This window comes from Devosia honganensis (genome assembly GCF_042648785.1).
GTDB classification, from domain to species: Bacteria; Pseudomonadota; Alphaproteobacteria; order Rhizobiales; family Devosiaceae; genus Devosia; species Devosia honganensis.
Genome location: NZ_JBHRYD010000001.1, coordinates 690,330 through 706,497, shown reverse-complemented (window position 1 = coordinate 706,497; position 16,168 = coordinate 690,330). Strand labels below are relative to the sequence as shown.

Sequence of the window (16,168 nt, the reverse complement as noted above, 5' to 3'; positions counted from 1 at the left end):
TCGTTCCCATCCAACCAGTTTGCAAGAAGCTTTGAAAGGGCGGTTGACCTTTGCAAGTAGTCGTTCGCGATAACAATGTTGACCAGGCGCTGCGCGCGCTCAAGAAGAAGCTGCAGCGCGAAGGCGTCTTCCGCGAGATGAAGCTGCGCAACTACTACGAAAAGCCCTCCGAGAAGAAGGCCCGCCAGAAGGCCGAGGCCGTGCGCCGCGCCCGCAAGCTGGCCCGCAAGCGCGCCCAGCGCGAAGGTCTCGTGGCGGCGCCCGGCCGCTAGGCCGCCCGGCTTTCAGAATGCCCGAAATTACGACGCCGTCCCCAACGGGGCGGCGTTTTTTCATGTCAGCTTGCGGCGCGGCGGCAGTGCAGCATGGCGGTGGGGATGGCGAGCGCCGCCAGCAGCGGCAGCAGCACCATCATCGCCAGGCGCGCATCGTCGAACAGCGCGCTGGCCAGCAGCGAGGCGAGGAACCCCCCGCCCATCTGGAGGAAGCCGGTCATCGCCCCGGCGGCGCCGGCGATATCGCCGAAACGGCTCATGGCGGCGGCGGTGGCGGTGGGGCCGATGGCGGCCAGCGCCAGCATCCAGAAGCTGACCGGCGCCATGACGGCGAGCACCGAATCGGGGAACAGGCCCGGCGCGACCGCAAAGCCGGCGCCGCCGATGGCGAGCAGGACGAGGCCGAAGGCGATCATCTGCGATCCTTCGAGGCGCCGCGCCAACCGCGCCGCCACCACATTGCCGGCGATGAACGATCCGGTCTGGATGAGAAGCGCCATGGCGAACTGGAACGGGGTGAGGCCCAGTGCGTCGATCAGCACGAAGGGTAGCAGGGCCGCGAATGCGTAAAAGCCCCCGAAGGCGAGCGCCTGCACCAGCGCGGGCAGCATGAAATCGGGCGAGGCCAGCAGGCGCGCGTAATTGCCGGCGATCCGCACCGGGTGCAGCGGCACGCGCGCCGCCTCGGGCAGCGTCTCCCGCGCGCCCAGGCCCAGCATGGCGATGATGGCAAGGCCGAAGCCGGCCATGATGGCGAACATCACGTGCCAGCTTCCCGCCAGCATCAGCACGCTGCCGAGGGTGGGGGCGATTACCGGAACGACGGTGAGGATGAGGTTGACAAGGGTGAGGATGCGCACCGCTTCCATGCCGAGGAACTGGTCGCGCACCATGGCGCGCGACAGCGCCACACCGGCCGAGACGCCGAACCCCTGCAGCGTCCTGCCGACCAGCAGCATCTCCAGCGTCGGGGCCAGCGCTCCCACCAGGCTCCCCAGCACGTAGATGGCGAAGAACCCCACCCCCACGGCGCGGCGGCCATAGCGGTCCGAAAGCGGGCCGCAGATGAGCTGCGCCAGCGCGAAGGCGGCGAAATAGACGGTGAGCGTCAGCTTGCCGCCGGCATCGGTGGTGCCCAGATCGGCGACGATGGAGGGCAGGGCCGGCGCGTAGAGGGTGAGGCTGAGCGGGCCGGTCGCCACCATCAGCCCGCCGATGATGGCGGTGCGCCGGGCGGACATGCCCACGAATGGCGATGTGGTCAATTGGCGAGGGCTTTCTCGAAAAAGGGCCGGGCATGGCTCCAGATGCCGGCGTCCCACAGATCGGAATGGCCGGCATCGGGCACGATCCAGAGTTCGTCCGGATGCGGCGCGAGGGCGTGGAGCCGCTCGCCATTGCTCACCTCGATGACGGTGTCGCCGGTGCCGTGGGCGACCAGTACCGGCTCCTCGACCCCTTCGATCCACAGATCGCTGCGGAACTGGTCCTGCATGACCCAATGCACCGGCAGGATCGGATAGCGCTCGGCGGCGACGTTGACCGCCGAGAGGAACGGGGTTTCGAGCAGCAGCGCCCTGGCCTCGCGCCGGCTGGCCACATAGGTGGCCGGGCCGGTGCCCAGCGAGCGTCCCCAGATCAGCAGCGGCGCGCCCTTTTCGGCGGCCCAGTCATAGGCGGCGAGCGCATCGGCCAGGATCCCGGCCTCGCTGATCCGGCCGGGGGACGCGGGAAAGCCGCGATAATCGAAGGCGAGGAAACCGTAGCCATCGGCGGCGAATTGGGCGTAGCGCTCGTGCTCGTCGCCGAAACTGCCCGAATTGCCCTTGTAATAGACGATGACCGGCATGCCGGGCCGGGGAGCCTGATACCAGCCGTGGATGCTGCCGTCCTCCACGGGGATGGCGACCTCCTCGGCACCGGCGAGGCCGGCGGCGGCAAGGGCGGTCACCTCGCCCTGGGGGAAATATTGCAGCGCCCGCTGGTTCACATACATGTAGCCCACCGCCCCGGCATAGGCGACGGCGAGGAGCAGGAGGAGGGCGAACGTCAGGCGGCGCAGCAGTTTCACGGTCGAATCCCGGCTTGGCTTTGCGCCGGACTATATCAGCCGGCGTCGCCCTGTCCGAGTTCGGAAATGGTCTTGTCGAGCGCCTGGGCGAAGACCTCGTCGGGCTGGGCGCCCGAAAGCGCGTATTTGCCGCCGAAGATGAAGAAGGGCACGCCGCGAATGCCTTGTTGCGCGGCGTCGGTGGCCAATTGGGCGGTGACCGACAATTCGTGCTCGTCATTGATGGCGTCGAGCGCGTCGCCCCGGTCCCAGCCGAATTCGGCGGCGATGTCGACCAGCACATTGTCGTCGTTGATCTGGCGATGCTCGAGGAAATAGGCCTCGGCGATGGCATTGGCCAGCTCGTGCTGGTTGCCATTGGCCTTGGAGAGCCGCGTGATGGTGTGCGCCTTGGCGGTGTTGAACATGCGCGGCTGGCGGCTGAGATCGAGATCGAGGCCGGCCTTCTTCGCCTCCCCCTCGACCCGTTCCCACATCTCGCTGGGGTCTCGGCCATATTTGGCGCGCAGCATCTCGCCCACATCGACGCCTTCGGGCGGCACGTCCGGATCGAGATAGAAGGGATGGTTCTCCACCGTCACCTCGATATCGTCGGGCAGCGCCGCGATGGCCTGGTCCAGCCGTGCCGAGCCGACCAGGCACCAGGGGCAGACCACATCGGTGAACACGTCGATCTTGAGCAGTCTGGCCATAGGAACTCCCGGGAAAATCTCCTGCCCAGATGGACCCTCGGGCACCCGCTGGCAAGAGGGCACCCGCGGGTAACCGTCAGGCGGGGGGAGCCTGCTGGCCCTGCATCAGCGCGAAGGGCGGGCTGTAGGCGGCGGCGATGGCAAGGCCCATGGTGGCGCTGAAGCCCAGCACCAGCAGCATGGGGGTCATCAGCCAGCCGGCGCCGGGCGCGGCGGCGCCGACCCGGCGCAGCGCCGCCAGCCCCACCAGGAAGAGCGTGGTGCAGACGAGGCTCAACTGCAGCGAATCGAGCGGCGGCGTCACGAAAGGCAGGGCGATGTAACAGCCGACAAGGACAAGGAGCCAGAGCCGGGCGGCCCGGCTTGCGCGTTCGTGCGGCAACAGGCCGAAGGCGGCGCCGAGCAGGCAGAGCTGGGCCAGATGCGCCACCGCGCCCATCCAGCCGGGCAGGCCGAACGGCGCGAAGAACAGCGGCAGGATGCCCAGCGCCTCCGCTCCCAGATTGACGAGGCCGAAGGCGCCCAGCGGCAGGAAGGCGGCAACCAGCAGCACGATCGCGCCGCGCAGGTCGAGCGCGCCGGCTCGGGGGCGGGGCGGGGCGATGTTCAGGACTCTTGCGGTGGCCATTGGCTTGGCTCCTCTCGGCGATTGCGTGGAGTCAATGGCCGGGAAGGGGATCGGGTTCCGTAAGCGTCAACCGGTGCGCGCTTGAGGCGGCTTGCCCCCCCGCCCCCGATGGGCCTATCCGGAGGCGGCAATAAAGGAGGGCTCATGACGGCTTCCGACCACGGCGACCGGCTCGATGCGCTGGAAATGCGCATCGCCTATCAGGACCGGACCATCGAGGACCTCAACGCGGCGCTCACCGGCCAGTGGCAGGTCATCGACCGGTTGACGCGCCAGCTCGCTTTGCTGGAGGAGCAGGTCCGCTCCGGCGGCTATATCGCCGATCCGGACACCGAAAAGCCCCCGCCGCATTATTGAGGGGGGCATCGCCTCCTCGCCTGCGCCGGCAATGAAAAGGCCCGCCGAAGCGGGCCCGTTCCGATTGTCTTGGGGTCGAGGCCCGCCCGCAAGGGGCGATCAGTGGCCCAGCGCCTTGACGATGTCCTCGGTCACCTTCTTGGCGTCGCCGAACAGCATCATGGTGTTGTCGCGGAAGAACAGCTCGTTCTGCACGCCGGCATAGCCGGCGGCCATGCCGCGCTTGATGAACAGCACCGTGCCGGCGTCCTCGACATTGAGCACCGGCATGCCGTAGATCGGCGAGGTCTTGTCGGTCTTGGCGGCGGGGTTGGTGACGTCGTTGGCGCCGATGACGAAGGCCACGTCGGTCTGGGCGAACTCGGAATTGATGTCTTCCAGCTCGAACACTTCGTCATAGGGTACGTTGGCCTCGGCCAGCAGCACGTTCATGTGCCCCGGCATGCGGCCGGCCACCGGATGGATGGCGTATTTGACCTCGACGCCGGCGGCCTTGAGCAGGTCGGCCATTTCCCGCAGCGCATGCTGAGCCTGCGCCACCGCCATGCCGTAGCCGGGCACGATGATGACCTTGCCGGCATTCTTCATCAGGAACGCCGCGTCGTCCGCCGCGCCCTGCTTGACCGGGCGGTCTTCCTCGGCGCCGGAAGCGGCGACGGCATCGCCCCCGAAGCCGCCCAGGATCACCGAGATGAAGGAGCGGTTCATCGCCCGGCACATGATGTAGCTGAGGATCGCACCCGAGGAGCCCACCAGCGCGCCGGTGATGATCAGCGCCGTATTGCCCAGGGTGAAGCCGATGCCGGCGGCCGCCCAGCCCGAATAGGAGTTGAGCATGGAGACCACGACCGGCATGTCGGCGCCGCCGATGGGGATGATCATCAGCCCGCCCAGCACCAGGGCCAGGATGGTGATGGTCCAGAACATCCAGGGCGCGCCGGTGACGGCGAAGGCCCAGACCAGCGCCAGGATGGCGATGCCGAAGCCGATATGGATGAGGTGCCGGGCCGGCAGCAGGATCGGGCGGCCGCTCATATTGCCGTTGAGCTTGGCGAAGGCGATCACCGAGCCGGTGAAGGTGAAGGCGCCGATGGCGGTGCCGATCGACATTTCGATCAGCGCCTGGGCGTGGATATGGTCCAGCGTGCCGATGCCGAAGGCTTCGGGCGCATAGAGCGCGGCGGCGGCGACGAAGACGGCGGCCAGGCCCACCAGCGAGTGGAAGGCGGCGACCAGTTGCGGCATGTCGGTCATCTTGACCGCGCGGGCGATATAGGCGCCGATGCCCCCGCCGAGGGCGAGGCCGGCCACGATCAGCAGCCAGCTCAGCCAGTCGCCGGGCGCGGCCACGAACAGCGTCGTGACCACGGCGATGCCCATGCCCAGCATGCCGAACATATTGCCCTGGCGGGCCGAGGAGGGATGGGAGAGGCCCCTGAGGGCGAGGATGAACAGGACGCCCGAGACCAGATAGAGAAGGGCGGCGATATTTGCGTCGATCATTTTCCGATCAGCCCTTCTTCTTGTACATGGCCAGCATGCGCTGGGTCACGAGGAAGCCGCCGAAGATGTTCACCGAGGCGAAGACCAGGGCGATGAAGCCGAACAGCTTGGATACCCAACTGGCGTCATGGACCATGTTGACGCCCACGGCGAGCAGCGCGCCCACCACGATCACCGAGGAAATGGCGTTGGTGACGCTCATCAGCGGGGTGTGCAGGGCCGGGGTGACGCTCCAGACCACGAAATAGCCGACAAAGATCGCCAAGACGAAGATGGCGAGACGGAAGGTGAAGGGGTCGATCGCGGACATGTCCATTCTATTGGCCTTCCTTGGATGCGGCGGGCTTTCTGGCGGCGGGTTTCTTCGCCGTGGCGGCGCGGGCCGGTCTGGCCGGAGGCGCGGCGGCGGATTGATCCGCGTCCTTGCTCTCCGGTGCCGGCTTGGGCGCGGTCTTGGATGCGGTCTTGGACGCGGTCTTGGACGCTGCCGCCTTGGCGGCGGCGAGCTTGCGGGTTGCCGGCTTGCTCACCGCGCCGGTCTTGGCCGGCGCATCCTTGGGCTCGAGCTTGGCGGCAGGCTTTTTCGGCGCGGCCTTGGGCGCAGCGGCCGGCTTGGGCGCTTCGGCCGGAGCGGCGGCGATGAAATTGGGATGCACCACCGCGCCGTCGCGGGTCAGGACAGTGGCCTTCACCAATTCGTCCTCCCAGTCGATGGCGAGCGCCTTGTTCGCCTTGTCGATCAGGGTTTCGAGGAAGGCGAGCAGATTGCGCGCATAGAGCTGGCTGGCGCTGGTGGGAATATGGCCGGCCAGATTGGTGTGGCCGATAATGGTGACGCCCCGATGTTCGATCGTCTTGCCGGGCTGGGTCAGCTCGACATTGCCGCCGCGCTCGGCGGCGAGGTCGACGATCACCGAACCCGGCGTCATGCTTTCGACCATGGCTTTGGTCACCAGTCTGGGCGCCGGACGGCCCGGGATGAGGGCGGTGGTGACGACGATGTCCTGCTTGGCGATGTGCCCGGCGACCAGTTCCGCCTGTGCCGCCTGCTCGTCCTTGGTCAGTTCGCGCGCATAGCCGCCGGTGCCCGAGGCGTCCTTGAGCGCTTCGGTCATGATGAACTTGGCGCCCAGCGATTCCACCTGCTCGCCGGCGGCGGCGCGCACGTCGGTGGCCGAGACCACGGCCCCGAGCCGCCGTGCGGTGGCGATGGCCTGCAGGCCCGCGACGCCCGCACCCATGACGAAGGCCTTGGCCGGGCGTACCGTGCCGGCCGCCGTCATCATCATCGGCATGGCGCGGCCGAAAGCGGCGGCGGCCTCGATGACGGCCTGGTAGCCGGCCAGGTTCGCCTGCGAGGAAAGAATGTCCATCACCTGGGCGCGGGTGATGCGCGGCATGAATTCCATGGCGATGGCGGTGACGCCGGCCTGGGCCAGCGCTCCGACCGCCGCCTCATTGCCATAGGGGTCGAGCGCGCCGATCACCAGCGCGCCCGTGTTGACGCCCTTGAGTTCGGCGGCCTCGGGACGGCGCACGCACAGGACGATATCGGCGCCTTTGAGCGTCGCGGCGGCGGTGCTGCCGATGGTCGCGCCGGCCTCGGCGAATTGCGCGTCATCGATGCGCGACAGGGTGCCCGCACCCTTTTCCACCGCCACCTCGGCCCCCAGGCCGATGAGCTTGGCGACGGTTTCGGGGGTGGCGGCCACGCGGCTTTCGCCCACGAACCGCTCGCGCAGTACGGCAATTTTCATCGGAATTCTCCTGCCCGCCTGCCCGGGGCAGGCTTGGTTTTTAGGCCTGCTTGTTCGGTCCCGGTCAGGGATTGATGAGGAAATACAGGATGATCATCGACACCACGGAGGCGTAGATCACCCATTTCACGCCGGTGACGAAGCCATTGTAGGTTTTTTCGTGTTCGGCGTAGTCCATGGCGGATTCCAGTACCGGCTCGGCATGATGTTCAGGGCGGGTCTTGGCCATAACGTCCTCGAAAAATACAGTCGTCTTTAAGTGTTACGCCGAAAGTCGTGGCTTAGGGCGAGGTGGTTTCCAGCTCGTCGATCAGCCGCTCGATCATCGACAGGCCAAGCGACCAGAATTGGGGATCCTTCGCATTCAGCCCGAAGGGAGCGAGGAGTTCGGTGTGATGCTTGCTGCCCCCTGCCTTGAGAAGCTCGAAATAGCGCTCCGCAAAGCCTTCGCTGGCCTTCTCATACTGTGCATAGAGGGAGTTCACAAGACAGTCGCCGAAAGCATAGGCATAGACATAGAAGGGCGAATGGATGAAGTGTGGGACATAGGCCCAGAAAACCTCGTAGCCGTCATTGGCGGTTATGCCTTCGCCCAGCGACTCTGCCTGTATCTCCAACCAGATGGCGTTGATTTCCTCGCTGCGCAGCTCGCCCTGGCGGCGCGCCGTGTGCACTCGCCGCTCGAAGCTGTAGAAGGCGATTTGCCGCACCACGGTGTTGAGCATGTCCTCGACCTTGGAGGCGAGGAGCGCGAAGCGCTGCGCCGGCTCGGTGGTCTTTTCCAACAGCGCCCGGAAGGTCAGCATCTCCCCGAAGACCGAGGCGGTTTCGGCCAGGGTCAGCGGCGTATTGGCCAGGATCGGCCCCTGCGCGGCGGCGAGGCGCTGGTGCACCCCGTGGCCCAGTTCATGGGCGAGCGTCATGATGTCCCGGGTGCGGCCCATATAGTTGAGCATCAGATAGGGATGGGCGCTGGGAACGGTGGGATGGGCGAAGGCGCCCGAGAGCTTGCCATTGCCGGTGGGGGCGTCGATCCAGCCGGAATTGAAGAAGGGCTTTGCCACCTCCGCCAGCTCCGGCGAGAATTTTCCATAGGCTTCGAGCACGGTCGAGACGGCGCTGTCCCAGTCCCAGATGCGCTCGTCGCTGGTGGGCAGCGGGGCGTTGCGGTCCCAGGCGTTGAGCTTGTCCTTGCCGAACCATTTCGCCTTCATTTTATAGTAGCGGTGGCTGAGGCGCGGATAGGCCGCCTCGACGGCGCTTTGGAGCGCGTCGACCACCTCGCGCTCGACCGAATTGGCCATGTGGCGGCTGTCGGCGATGTCCTCGAAGCCGCGCCAGCGGTCGGCGATTTCCTTGTCCTTGGCCAGCACGTTGGTGATGTGGGTGAACAGCCGCTCATTGGCCTTGAGCGTGCGGGAAAGGGCGTGGAAGGCGGCTTCGCGCCGGGCTTCGTCCTTTTCCGACAGCAGGTGCAGCGTGGCTTCGAGGTTGAGCTTTTCCCCGTCCACCTCGAATTCCAGGCTCGACAGGGTCTCGTCGAAAAGCCGGTTCCAGGCCGAGAACGCCGTCACCGACTTGTCGTGGAACAGTTCTTCCAGCTTGTCGTCGAGCTGGTAGGGCCTGGCCTTGCGCAGATCGGCGAACCAGGTGCGGTAGCGCCCCAGTTCCGGATCGGCGGCGAGCGCGGCTTCCAGTTCCTCGTCGGCGATGCGGTTGAGTTCGAGCTCGAAGAACAGCACCCGGGTCGATAGCGCCGTCAGCGCCTCATTGGTGTCGCCCATGAATTTGGCGCGGTCCGGATCGGTCGCCTTCTGGGCATATTGCAGGAAGGCGAAGGAGCCGATGCGGCCGGTCAGGTCGCCCAGCGCCTCGCTGTCGCGAATGGCCTCGATCAGCCTTCCGGCCCGGGTCAGCTCGGCCAGCCTGCCCTTGTAGTCGGCCTCGAACTTTGCCGCCCGCTCGCGGGCTTCCTCCAGCGCTGCCTTGAATTGCCGGCTGTCCCGCCCGGGATAGAGATCGTCAAGGTCCCAAACCGGCAGGTTCCCGAACTGGTTATGGCCCTTTGGCGCAGCGCTCATGGATATTCGACTCCGTATGGTTCCCGACGGGTGGGGACCTTAACCGAGACAGGGCGGCGCTGTGAAGCGCGCTCAGCCGGCCAGGATGCCGTTGACGCCGTCCCAGACCAGCTTGAGCGCCAGCAGGAACACCAGCCAATAGGCGATGCGGTAGAAGAGTTCGGCCGAGATGCGGCGCACGAGGAAAACGCCGATGAACACGCCCACCACGCCCACCGGCGCCAGCGCCGCCGACAAGGTGAGATTGTGCACGTTGAGCTGGCCGAGGAAATAATAGGGCACGAGCTTGGAGGCGTTGACGATGGCGAAGAAGAAGGCGCTGGTGCCGGCATAAAGGACCGGCGAGAGCCGCCGCGGCAGCACATAGATCTGGAAGGGCGGGCCGCCCGTATGGGAGATGAAGCTGGTGAACCCGGCCACCGCTCCCCAGAAGCCGCCCCAGGGCCTGGAGGGCGGCAGGCCCTCGAGCTTCTTGCGCAGCGGCAGGATGGCGTCGAGCACGAAGAGCAGGGTCACCACGCCCACCATCAGCAGCACCACCGCGTCGCTGACCACGGCCCAGAAGGCCCAGCCGATCAGCGTGCCGATGGCCGCCCCGGGCAGCATGATCCTGAGCAGGCTCCAGTCGCACTCCTTGCGATACATCCAGATGGCCACCGCATCCATGCACAGCAGCACCGGCAGCATCATGCCGGCGGCATCGCGGGGCGACATGACGAGGGCGAGCAGCGGCACCCCCACCACGCCCAGCCCGCCCAGCAGGCCGGCCTTGGACAGGCCCACGATCAGCACCGCGGCCACGGCGACCGTGACGAAAACAGGATCGAACATGAGGAAAGCGAATCCGGGGAGGGCGAAAGTGCCCCAACCGATCCCGCCCCCGGGATTTTGTCAACTCCGAGCGCCCTGCCGGAAGGAGCGCCCCCTTGCCGCTGCCCGCGACCGGGCGCCGCCGCCTCCTCCATCGGCTGCCCACGACCGGCCGCCGCCGCCCCCCCATCGTCACCACCGGACTTGTTCCGGCAATGGCGATGGGAGCGGAGGCATGGAGCTCCCGGTTTCCACTGTGTCATTCCCGCGAATGCGGGAATCCCTGTTGGGTAGCTGGGAGGACGGAGAGCCTCACTTGCGCGGTGCCCCCGGCGGGGCGAGCCGCCGAAACAAAAAATCCCCGCCGCAGCGGGGATTTCCGGATGGCCTTGCCGGCCCGCCTATTCGTCGGCGTGGTCCGGCTTGAGCGATTTGAGGCTGGCGAACACCGATTCGGCGTCCGGCTCGTCGTCCGCCGCATGGGGCCGCCCGGTGCCTTCCGGCTCGAAGCCGGCTTCGGTATCGGCGTGGCTGCGGCCGCCGGCGCGGGCCAGCGCCTCCTCGGCGGTGAGCAGGGTCGTGCCCTCGTTGAATTCGGCGGGGGCGGGGGCGTCCTTGGAGGCGCGCTTGACCTCGAGGTCGAGGTCGATCTGGCTGCACAGGCCCAGCGTGACCGGGTCCATCGGCGTGAGGTTGGCCGAGTTCCAGTGGGTGTTGTCGCGCACCGAATCGATGGTCGACTTGGTGGTGCCCACCAGCCGCATGATCTGCGCGTCCTTGAGTTCGGGGTGGTTGCGCACCAGCCATTTGATGGCGTTGGGGCGCTCGTTGCGGCGCGAGATCGGGGTATAGCGGGGGCCCTTGCGCTTGGCGACGGCCACGCGCACCTTGGGCTCGCTGAGCTTCATGCGGTAGTTCGGGTCGGCCTCGGCCTTCTCGATCTCCTCGCGGCTCAATTGCCCGTTCTGGACCGGATTGACGCCCATGATGCCGCCGGCCACGTCGCCATCGGCGATGCCCTGCACCTCGAGCGGATGCAGCGTGCAGAAGGCGGCGATCTGCTCGAAGGACAAGGCCGTGTTGTCCACGAGCCACACGGCGGTCGCCTTGGGCATCAGAAGGGACTGGGACATGGTTAAAATACTCCTGCTGGCGCGGCCGGTTTTCCTCCGGTCCGCTCCGCCTCTTGGCCAATGCTGAGGGGGAACTGGGCCTCAATATAAGGAAATTGCGGCCAATTCGCAATGATTAACTGGGGTCTTTCGCGCCGCCGAATGCCGTTTGTAGGATCAGTTTTCCGCGATGGCGGCGCGACTCCATGAAGGCATGGGCGGCGGCGGCCTCATCCAGGGCGAAGCGGGTGATGGCGGGGCGGGGAAAGCCGGGCGCGGCCAGCGCGGGCAGGAAGTCGGCGTGGATGCGCCGGGCGATGGCGGCCTTGGTGGCGGCGGGCTGGGGGCGCAGCGTCGAGCCGGAGAGCGTCAGGTCCTTGGCCATCATCTGGCGCAGGTTCACGCTGGCGGTGCCGCCTTCGAGCGTCGAAATCTGCACGATATGGCCGGCCCGGGCCGAGGCCGCGATATTGACCGCCGCCATGGCCCCGCCCACCACGTCCACCACCCGGTCGGCGCCGTGCCCGTCGGTCAGCACCATGACCCGCTCCGCGATATCCTCGCGCGTGCGGTCGATGCTGGCGATGGCGCCCAGCGCGGCGCAGTATTCGGCCTTGGCCGGATCGGAGACCACGGCGATGGCGCGGGCGCCGATGATGGAGCAGATCTGGATCGCCGCCCCGCCAATGCCGCCGGCCCCGCCATGCACCAGCACGCTCATGCCCGGCGCGAGCCCGGCGCGCATCACCAGCGTCTGGGTGAGGGTGAACCAGGTTTCGGGCAGGGCGGCGGCTTGGGGAAAACTCCAGCCTTGCGGCACGGGCAGCACCTGTCCGGCGGGCACCGCCACATATTCGGCATAGCCGCCGCCATTGGTCAGCGCCATCACCGCCTCGCCCGGGGCAAAGCCGCCGACATCGGCGCCGATGGCCGCCACCTCGCCCACCACTTCCAGCCCCGGCAGCGGCGAGGCGCCCGGCGGGGGCGCGTAATGGCCGCGCCTTTGCGCCAGGTCCGGGCCGTTGACGCCGGCCGCCGCCACCCGGACCAGCACCTCGCCGGGGCCGCAATGGGGCAGGGGCAGGCGCTGCGGCTGGAGCATTTCGGGGCCGCCGGGGGCGGCGATGGCGATGGCGAGCATGTCGGTTGGCAGGGTCATGGCATCATGGTGGCGCAGCCCGGCTTGCCCGGCAAGGCCGTCGCGCTAAACTCGCCGGCGGACGAAACGACGGAGCTGCGGCATGGACGAGGAAGAACGCGTAAAACCCACGCACCACGAGGTCGGAGCGGTGCTCGACGGGCTTTCGGTGGAGGAACTGGAGGCGCGCATCGCCCTTCTCGAAGAGGAAATCGTGCGGCTGCGCGGCGCCATCGCGGCGCGGGGCGATTCGCGCAAGGCGGCCGAGGCGGCGTTCAAGATCTAGCCGGCGAGGCAGTCCTTTTCATGGAATCCGGTCACAGGGTTAAAAAATCGACTCCTGTTAAGCCCGGATTAAGCTTTGCGCGGTAATCTCTCATTATTCAGATTTGTTCTGGATTTTTCAGAGTGGTTTCTCCCTCTGTTTGACGCCTCCCTGTTAACTTCGAGAGCCGTATCCGCGGCTCTTTTTTTCTTTTCGGGCCCGGCGCCACATCCCCACCCAAATTTTAACAATAGTTGCAACCTCCGGGTGACGAAGACCGGCCATGCCCCTAGCATGGCGGCATTGGAGGATTGCTCTTGGCCGAAACGGGCGAAACCAGCCAGGCGATCGCAATCGGTCCGCGCATCGTGGCGTCGGGCGGGTTCGACGCGCTCTATCGCGAAGGCATGGCGCTGATCGAGGCGGTCGCGGCCTATCTCGATGCCGAGGGGCGGCTGGAAAGCCGCGTGCTGCCGCGCGAGGCCGGCTTTCTTTACGCCACTGAATCCATGCGCCTGACCACCCGGCTGATGCAGCTCGCCTCCTGGCTGCTGCTGCAACGGGCGGTCAATGAGGGCGAGATCAGCCGCGAGAATGCCCGCTCCGAAAAGGAGAAGGTGCAGTTCTCCGCCACCCCCTCGCGGCGCGGCGGGCCGGGCTATGAGCAATTGCCCTCACGGCTGCGCGACTTCATCGCCAAGGGTGACCGGCTGTTCGATCGGGTGGTGCAGCTCGATGCGCTGGAGCGGGGCGAACTGCCCGAGGCCGGTGCCGATGGCGGGCCGGGCAATGGCGTCGCCGATCAGTTGGCCCGGCTCAAGGCCGCCTTCATGCGCGCCGAATAGGCCGATAAAAAAACCCGGCATCGGCCGGGTTTTTCGTATTCGAACTGGAAAATCTTTAGATGCCCAGGCCCTTGAAGCGCTCCTTGAAGCGCGAGACGCGGCCGCCGCGGTCCATCAACTGGCCCTGGGTGCCGGTCCAGGCCGGATGGGTCTTGGGGTCGATGTCGAGCTGCAGCGTGTCGCCTTCCTTGCCCCAGGTCGAGCGGGTCTGGTAGGTGGTGCCGTCGGTCATGACCACGTTGATGGTGTGGTATGCGGGGTGGATGTCGGTCTTCATGGCGTCGCCTCAAATCAAACGGGCGCCGCGGCGCCCGGAGAGCATCAAGCTGATATTGGCGGGCTTCCTACAGCACGGGCGCCGGTTTCGCAAGGGTGCACAAAGCCTGGGCACGAGCGATTTTGTCGCCCCCGCCGCGGTTGCGGGGTCCCTGCCCACCCCTTATATGGGAGCGACCGCCGGGCGCCGTCCGGCTCGCTAACAGAAACGGCGCGTTCAAGCCATGACAGATCAAGCCGTTGCGGCACAGGCGGAACCCGAGGAAATCGTCACCGATATCGAGCAGGCGCCGCGCCGGCTCCAGCCGCTGCGCCGGCTGCTGCCCTTCCTGCTGCGCTATCCGGTGCGGCTGGCGCTGACCGTCTTGTTCCTTCTGGTCTCGGCCACGTCCTCGCTGGCCATTCCCGCCGTGATGGGCGGGGCCATCGACGAGGGGTTCCTGGCGCAGAACCTCGAAAATGTCGGCCGCTATGGCTGGCTGATCATCGGCATTTCCGCCATCATGGCGGTGGCCAGCGGCGCCCGCTTCTATTTCATCTCCGTCATCGGCGAGCGGGTCGTCGCCGATCTTCGCCAGGCCGTGTTCAGCCATCTGCTGACGCTGGAGACCCGCTATTTCGACACCCATCGGGTGGGCGAGCTCACCAGCCGCCTGAATGGCGACGTGACCGTCATCAGGGGTGCGGTGGGCTCCAGCTTCTCGCTGGCCCTGCGCTCCCTCGTCACCATTGCCGGGGCGCTGGTGATGATGATCCTCACCAGCCCGGTGCTGACCCTGGCCGTGGTCATCGCCCTGCCGGCCATCCTCATTCCCGTCTTCATCTATGCGCGGCGCCTGCGCGGCATGTCGCGCCGCACCCAGGACGCGCTGGCCGATCTGTCGGCCATGGCCACCGAGATGCTGGGCGCCAACCGCACGGTCAAGGCCTTCACCCAGGAAGGCGAGCAGGCCGCCCATTACGAGACGCGCAGCGAAGCCAGCTATCGCGCCGAGGTGCGCCGGCTGGGCGCGCGGGCCGTGCTGGTGGGCATGGTCATCTTCCTGGGCACGGCGGCGCTGGTGGGCCTGGTCTGGTGGGGTGCCCGCGCCGTGTTCGACGGCTCGGTGACGGCCGGCCAATTGGCGCAGTTCCTCGTCTATGCGCTCATGGCCTCGGGCGCGCTCACCAATATCTCGGAAGTGCTGGGTACGCTGCAGACCGTGTCCGGCGCCACCGAACGGCTGACCGAAATCCTCGACACCAGGGCCGGGATCGCCGATCCGTCCCGTCCCGTCCCCCTGCCCGAGCCGCCTCTGGGCACGGTCGCCTTCGAGAATGTCGGCTTCGCCTATGGCGGCGCCGGGGCCGAGCCGGTGCTGTCCGCGCTCGATTTCACCGTGGGCAAGGGGCAGACGGTGGCGCTGGTCGGCCCCTCGGGCTCGGGCAAGTCCACCACGCTGTCGCTGCTGCAACGGCTCTACGACGTGACCTCGGGCACGATCCGGGTCGACGGCATCGATATCCGCGACGTGCGGCTGGACGAATTGCGGCGGCGCTTCGCCTATGTCGAGCAGGAGCCGATCATCTTCTCGGGCACGATCGCCGAGAATATCCGTTTCGGCAAACCCGGCGCCGGCATGGACGAGGTGATCGCCGCCGCCAGGGCGGCGCTGGTCGACGATTTCGTCGCCGACCTGCCCGATGGCTACGAAACGCTGGTGGGCGAGCGCGGCGTCATGCTTTCGGGCGGCCAGAAGCAGCGCCTCGCCATTGCCCGCGCCATACTCAAGAATGCGCCGATCCTGCTGCTCGACGAGGCGACCAGCGCGCTCGACGCCCAGAGCGAGCGTCTGGTGCAGCGGGCGCTCGAACATCTCATGGCCGGCCGCACCACGCTCGTCATCGCCCACCGCCTCGCCACCATCCGCGACGCCGACACCATCCTGGTGCTCGAGGGCGGCCGCATCATCGACCAGGGCACCCACGACCAACTCGTCGCCAAGGGCGGCCGCTACGCCGAACTGGCCAAACTGCAATTCCGCCTGGCCGAGGCGGTGTAGGGCGGTCCCGGCCGTTCCCACCCCGCACCGAACCCGCCATTAGAGCCTTTCACTGTCAAGCGGATCAGCGCCTTCTTGCTCCCCTCCCCCTTGAGGGGAGGGGTCGGGGGTGGGGGTCCTTCGGTGCTCCACCAAACCCACCCCCTCCCCAACCCTCCCCTCAAGGGGGAGGGAGCGCTGGTCGCCGATTCCGTCAAAACATGAAAGCCTCTAAGCCGCTATCCCGCGCCCGCGACGACCGGCCCTCGGATCAAGGCCGAGGGCAGCAATGGTGAGTGCTCGCATGGCGCAAGCTATCTCGGCGCCGCCCGCCTTC

18 protein-coding genes are annotated in these 16,168 nt (G+C 67.1%); 5 read left to right on the top strand and 13 right to left on the bottom strand.

All coding sequences use genetic code 11. The features are described from left to right. The first annotated feature begins 50 nt into the window (after nucleotides 1–50). Nucleotides 51–272: a 30S ribosomal protein S21 gene (gene rpsU / locus ACFOOL_RS03395; RefSeq protein ID WP_380094867.1), complete on the top strand. Its 222-nt coding sequence runs from the start codon at nucleotides 51–53 to the stop codon at nucleotides 270–272. A gap of 65 nt (nucleotides 273–337) precedes the next feature. Here the strand turns inward: rpsU and ACFOOL_RS03390 are convergent, their stop codons facing one another. The 4 genes from ACFOOL_RS03390 to ACFOOL_RS03375 form a co-directional block, all read right to left on the bottom strand. Continuing rightward, nucleotides 338–1,540 (bottom strand): multidrug effflux MFS transporter, encoded by a 1,203-nt coding sequence (locus tag ACFOOL_RS03390; RefSeq protein WP_380094865.1) that lies wholly within the window; start codon nucleotides 1,538–1,540, stop codon nucleotides 338–340. Then, the gene (locus ACFOOL_RS03385) at nucleotides 1,537–2,346 is read right to left on the bottom strand and encodes an alpha/beta hydrolase (RefSeq protein ID WP_380094863.1); all 810 of its coding nucleotides are present in this window, start codon (nucleotides 2,344–2,346) and stop codon (nucleotides 1,537–1,539) included. The genes ACFOOL_RS03390 and ACFOOL_RS03385 overlap by 4 nt, the downstream gene beginning before the upstream one ends. A 35-nt stretch (nucleotides 2,347–2,381) precedes the next feature. Further along, a complete protein-coding gene (locus tag ACFOOL_RS03380) occupies nucleotides 2,382–3,038 on the bottom strand; it encodes a DsbA family oxidoreductase (RefSeq protein WP_380094861.1) in 657 nt (218 codons plus the stop codon). A gap of 76 nt (nucleotides 3,039–3,114) precedes the next feature. Beyond that, nucleotides 3,115–3,666, bottom strand: coding sequence for a hypothetical protein (locus tag ACFOOL_RS03375; RefSeq protein WP_380094859.1), 552 nt, complete (start codon nucleotides 3,664–3,666; stop codon nucleotides 3,115–3,117). A 144-nt stretch (nucleotides 3,667–3,810) separates the two neighbouring features. On the opposite strand from ACFOOL_RS03375, the gene ACFOOL_RS03370 reads away from it, so the two are divergent. Beyond that, nucleotides 3,811–4,023, top strand: coding sequence for a SlyX family protein (locus tag ACFOOL_RS03370; protein WP_380094857.1), 213 nt, complete (start codon nucleotides 3,811–3,813; stop codon nucleotides 4,021–4,023). Between the two features lie 99 nt (nucleotides 4,024–4,122). Here the strand turns inward: ACFOOL_RS03370 and ACFOOL_RS03365 are convergent, their stop codons facing one another. The 8 genes from ACFOOL_RS03365 to ACFOOL_RS03330 form a co-directional block, all read right to left on the bottom strand. Continuing rightward, nucleotides 4,123–5,523, bottom strand: a complete 1,401-nt coding sequence (locus ACFOOL_RS03365) for an NAD(P)(+) transhydrogenase (Re/Si-specific) subunit beta (protein ID WP_380095906.1) — start codon at nucleotides 5,521–5,523, stop codon at nucleotides 4,123–4,125. A gap of 10 nt (nucleotides 5,524–5,533) precedes the next feature. Continuing rightward, the gene (locus ACFOOL_RS03360) at nucleotides 5,534–5,842 is read right to left on the bottom strand and encodes a proton-translocating transhydrogenase family protein (protein ID WP_046105516.1); all 309 of its coding nucleotides are present in this window, start codon (nucleotides 5,840–5,842) and stop codon (nucleotides 5,534–5,536) included. A gap of 1 nt (nucleotide 5,843) precedes the next feature. Continuing rightward, nucleotides 5,844–7,283 (bottom strand): Re/Si-specific NAD(P)(+) transhydrogenase subunit alpha, encoded by a 1,440-nt coding sequence (locus tag ACFOOL_RS03355; RefSeq protein WP_380094855.1) that lies wholly within the window; start codon nucleotides 7,281–7,283, stop codon nucleotides 5,844–5,846. A gap of 64 nt (nucleotides 7,284–7,347) precedes the next feature. Continuing rightward, a complete protein-coding gene (locus ACFOOL_RS03350; RefSeq protein WP_380094853.1) occupies nucleotides 7,348–7,512 on the bottom strand; it encodes an aa3-type cytochrome c oxidase subunit IV in 165 nt (54 codons plus the stop codon). Nucleotides 7,513–7,564: 52 nt separating this feature from the next. After that, entirely contained in the window at nucleotides 7,565–9,364 is a 1,800-nt protein-coding gene (locus ACFOOL_RS03345) for a M3 family oligoendopeptidase (protein WP_380094851.1), read from the bottom strand. A 72-nt stretch (nucleotides 9,365–9,436) separates the two neighbouring features. Next, nucleotides 9,437–10,195 carry a sulfite exporter TauE/SafE family protein gene (locus ACFOOL_RS03340; RefSeq protein ID WP_380094850.1) on the bottom strand — a complete coding sequence of 253 codons (759 nt, stop codon included), beginning with the start codon at nucleotides 10,193–10,195 and terminating at the stop codon, nucleotides 9,437–9,439. Nucleotides 10,196–10,575: 380 nt separating this feature from the next. Further along, nucleotides 10,576–11,307 (bottom strand): DUF1013 domain-containing protein, encoded by a 732-nt coding sequence (locus tag ACFOOL_RS03335; RefSeq protein WP_380094848.1) that lies wholly within the window; start codon nucleotides 11,305–11,307, stop codon nucleotides 10,576–10,578. Nucleotides 11,308–11,422: 115 nt separating this feature from the next. After that, nucleotides 11,423–12,445 (bottom strand): NAD(P)H-quinone oxidoreductase, encoded by a 1,023-nt coding sequence (locus tag ACFOOL_RS03330; RefSeq protein ID WP_380094846.1) that lies wholly within the window; start codon nucleotides 12,443–12,445, stop codon nucleotides 11,423–11,425. A gap of 82 nt (nucleotides 12,446–12,527) precedes the next feature. On the opposite strand from ACFOOL_RS03330, the gene ACFOOL_RS03325 reads away from it, so the two are divergent. Continuing rightward, the gene (locus ACFOOL_RS03325; RefSeq protein WP_380094845.1) at nucleotides 12,528–12,710 is read left to right on the top strand and encodes a DUF1192 domain-containing protein; all 183 of its coding nucleotides are present in this window, start codon (nucleotides 12,528–12,530) and stop codon (nucleotides 12,708–12,710) included. 296 nt (nucleotides 12,711–13,006) lie between these two features. Next, a complete protein-coding gene (rcdA, locus tag ACFOOL_RS03320; protein WP_380094843.1) occupies nucleotides 13,007–13,534 on the top strand; it encodes a protease adaptor protein RcdA in 528 nt (175 codons plus the stop codon). A gap of 55 nt (nucleotides 13,535–13,589) precedes the next feature. Here rcdA and rpmE read toward each other — a convergent pair whose 3' ends face one another. Then, on the bottom strand, nucleotides 13,590–13,811 hold the full coding sequence (gene rpmE / locus ACFOOL_RS03315; RefSeq protein ID WP_380094841.1) for a 50S ribosomal protein L31: 222 nt from the start codon (nucleotides 13,809–13,811) through the stop codon (nucleotides 13,590–13,592). A 223-nt stretch (nucleotides 13,812–14,034) separates the two neighbouring features. Here rpmE and ACFOOL_RS03310 point away from each other — a divergent pair, with 223 nt between their 5' ends. Next, the gene (locus tag ACFOOL_RS03310) at nucleotides 14,035–15,852 is read left to right on the top strand and encodes an ABC transporter ATP-binding protein (RefSeq protein WP_380094839.1); all 1,818 of its coding nucleotides are present in this window, start codon (nucleotides 14,035–14,037) and stop codon (nucleotides 15,850–15,852) included. Nucleotides 15,853–16,168: the final 316 nt, after the last annotated feature.

Coding starts and splice junctions, on each gene's coding strand:
- ACFOOL_RS03380 (WP_380094861.1), bottom strand. CDS start 3,038: ATGGCCAGACTGCTCAAGATCGACGTGTTCACCGATGTGGTCTGCCCC.
- ACFOOL_RS03375 (WP_380094859.1), bottom strand. CDS start 3,666: ATGGCCACCGCAAGAGTCCTGAACATCGCCCCGCCCCGCCCCCGAGCC.
- ACFOOL_RS03370 (WP_380094857.1), top strand. CDS start 3,811: ATGACGGCTTCCGACCACGGCGACCGGCTCGATGCGCTGGAAATGCGC.
- ACFOOL_RS03360 (WP_046105516.1), bottom strand. CDS start 5,842: ATGGACATGTCCGCGATCGACCCCTTCACCTTCCGTCTCGCCATCTTC.
- ACFOOL_RS03355 (WP_380094855.1), bottom strand. CDS start 7,283: ATGAAAATTGCCGTACTGCGCGAGCGGTTCGTGGGCGAAAGCCGCGTG.
- ACFOOL_RS03350 (WP_380094853.1), bottom strand. CDS start 7,512: ATGGCCAAGACCCGCCCTGAACATCATGCCGAGCCGGTACTGGAATCC.
- ACFOOL_RS03345 (WP_380094851.1), bottom strand. CDS start 9,364: ATGAGCGCTGCGCCAAAGGGCCATAACCAGTTCGGGAACCTGCCGGTT.
- ACFOOL_RS03340 (WP_380094850.1), bottom strand. CDS start 10,195: ATGTTCGATCCTGTTTTCGTCACGGTCGCCGTGGCCGCGGTGCTGATC.
- ACFOOL_RS03335 (WP_380094848.1), bottom strand. CDS start 11,307: ATGTCCCAGTCCCTTCTGATGCCCAAGGCGACCGCCGTGTGGCTCGTG.
- ACFOOL_RS03330 (WP_380094846.1), bottom strand. CDS start 12,445: ATGACCCTGCCAACCGACATGCTCGCCATCGCCATCGCCGCCCCCGGC.
- ACFOOL_RS03325 (WP_380094845.1), top strand. CDS start 12,528: ATGGACGAGGAAGAACGCGTAAAACCCACGCACCACGAGGTCGGAGCG.
- rpmE (WP_380094841.1), bottom strand. CDS start 13,811: ATGAAGACCGACATCCACCCCGCATACCACACCATCAACGTGGTCATG.
- ACFOOL_RS03310 (WP_380094839.1), top strand. CDS start 14,035: ATGACAGATCAAGCCGTTGCGGCACAGGCGGAACCCGAGGAAATCGTC.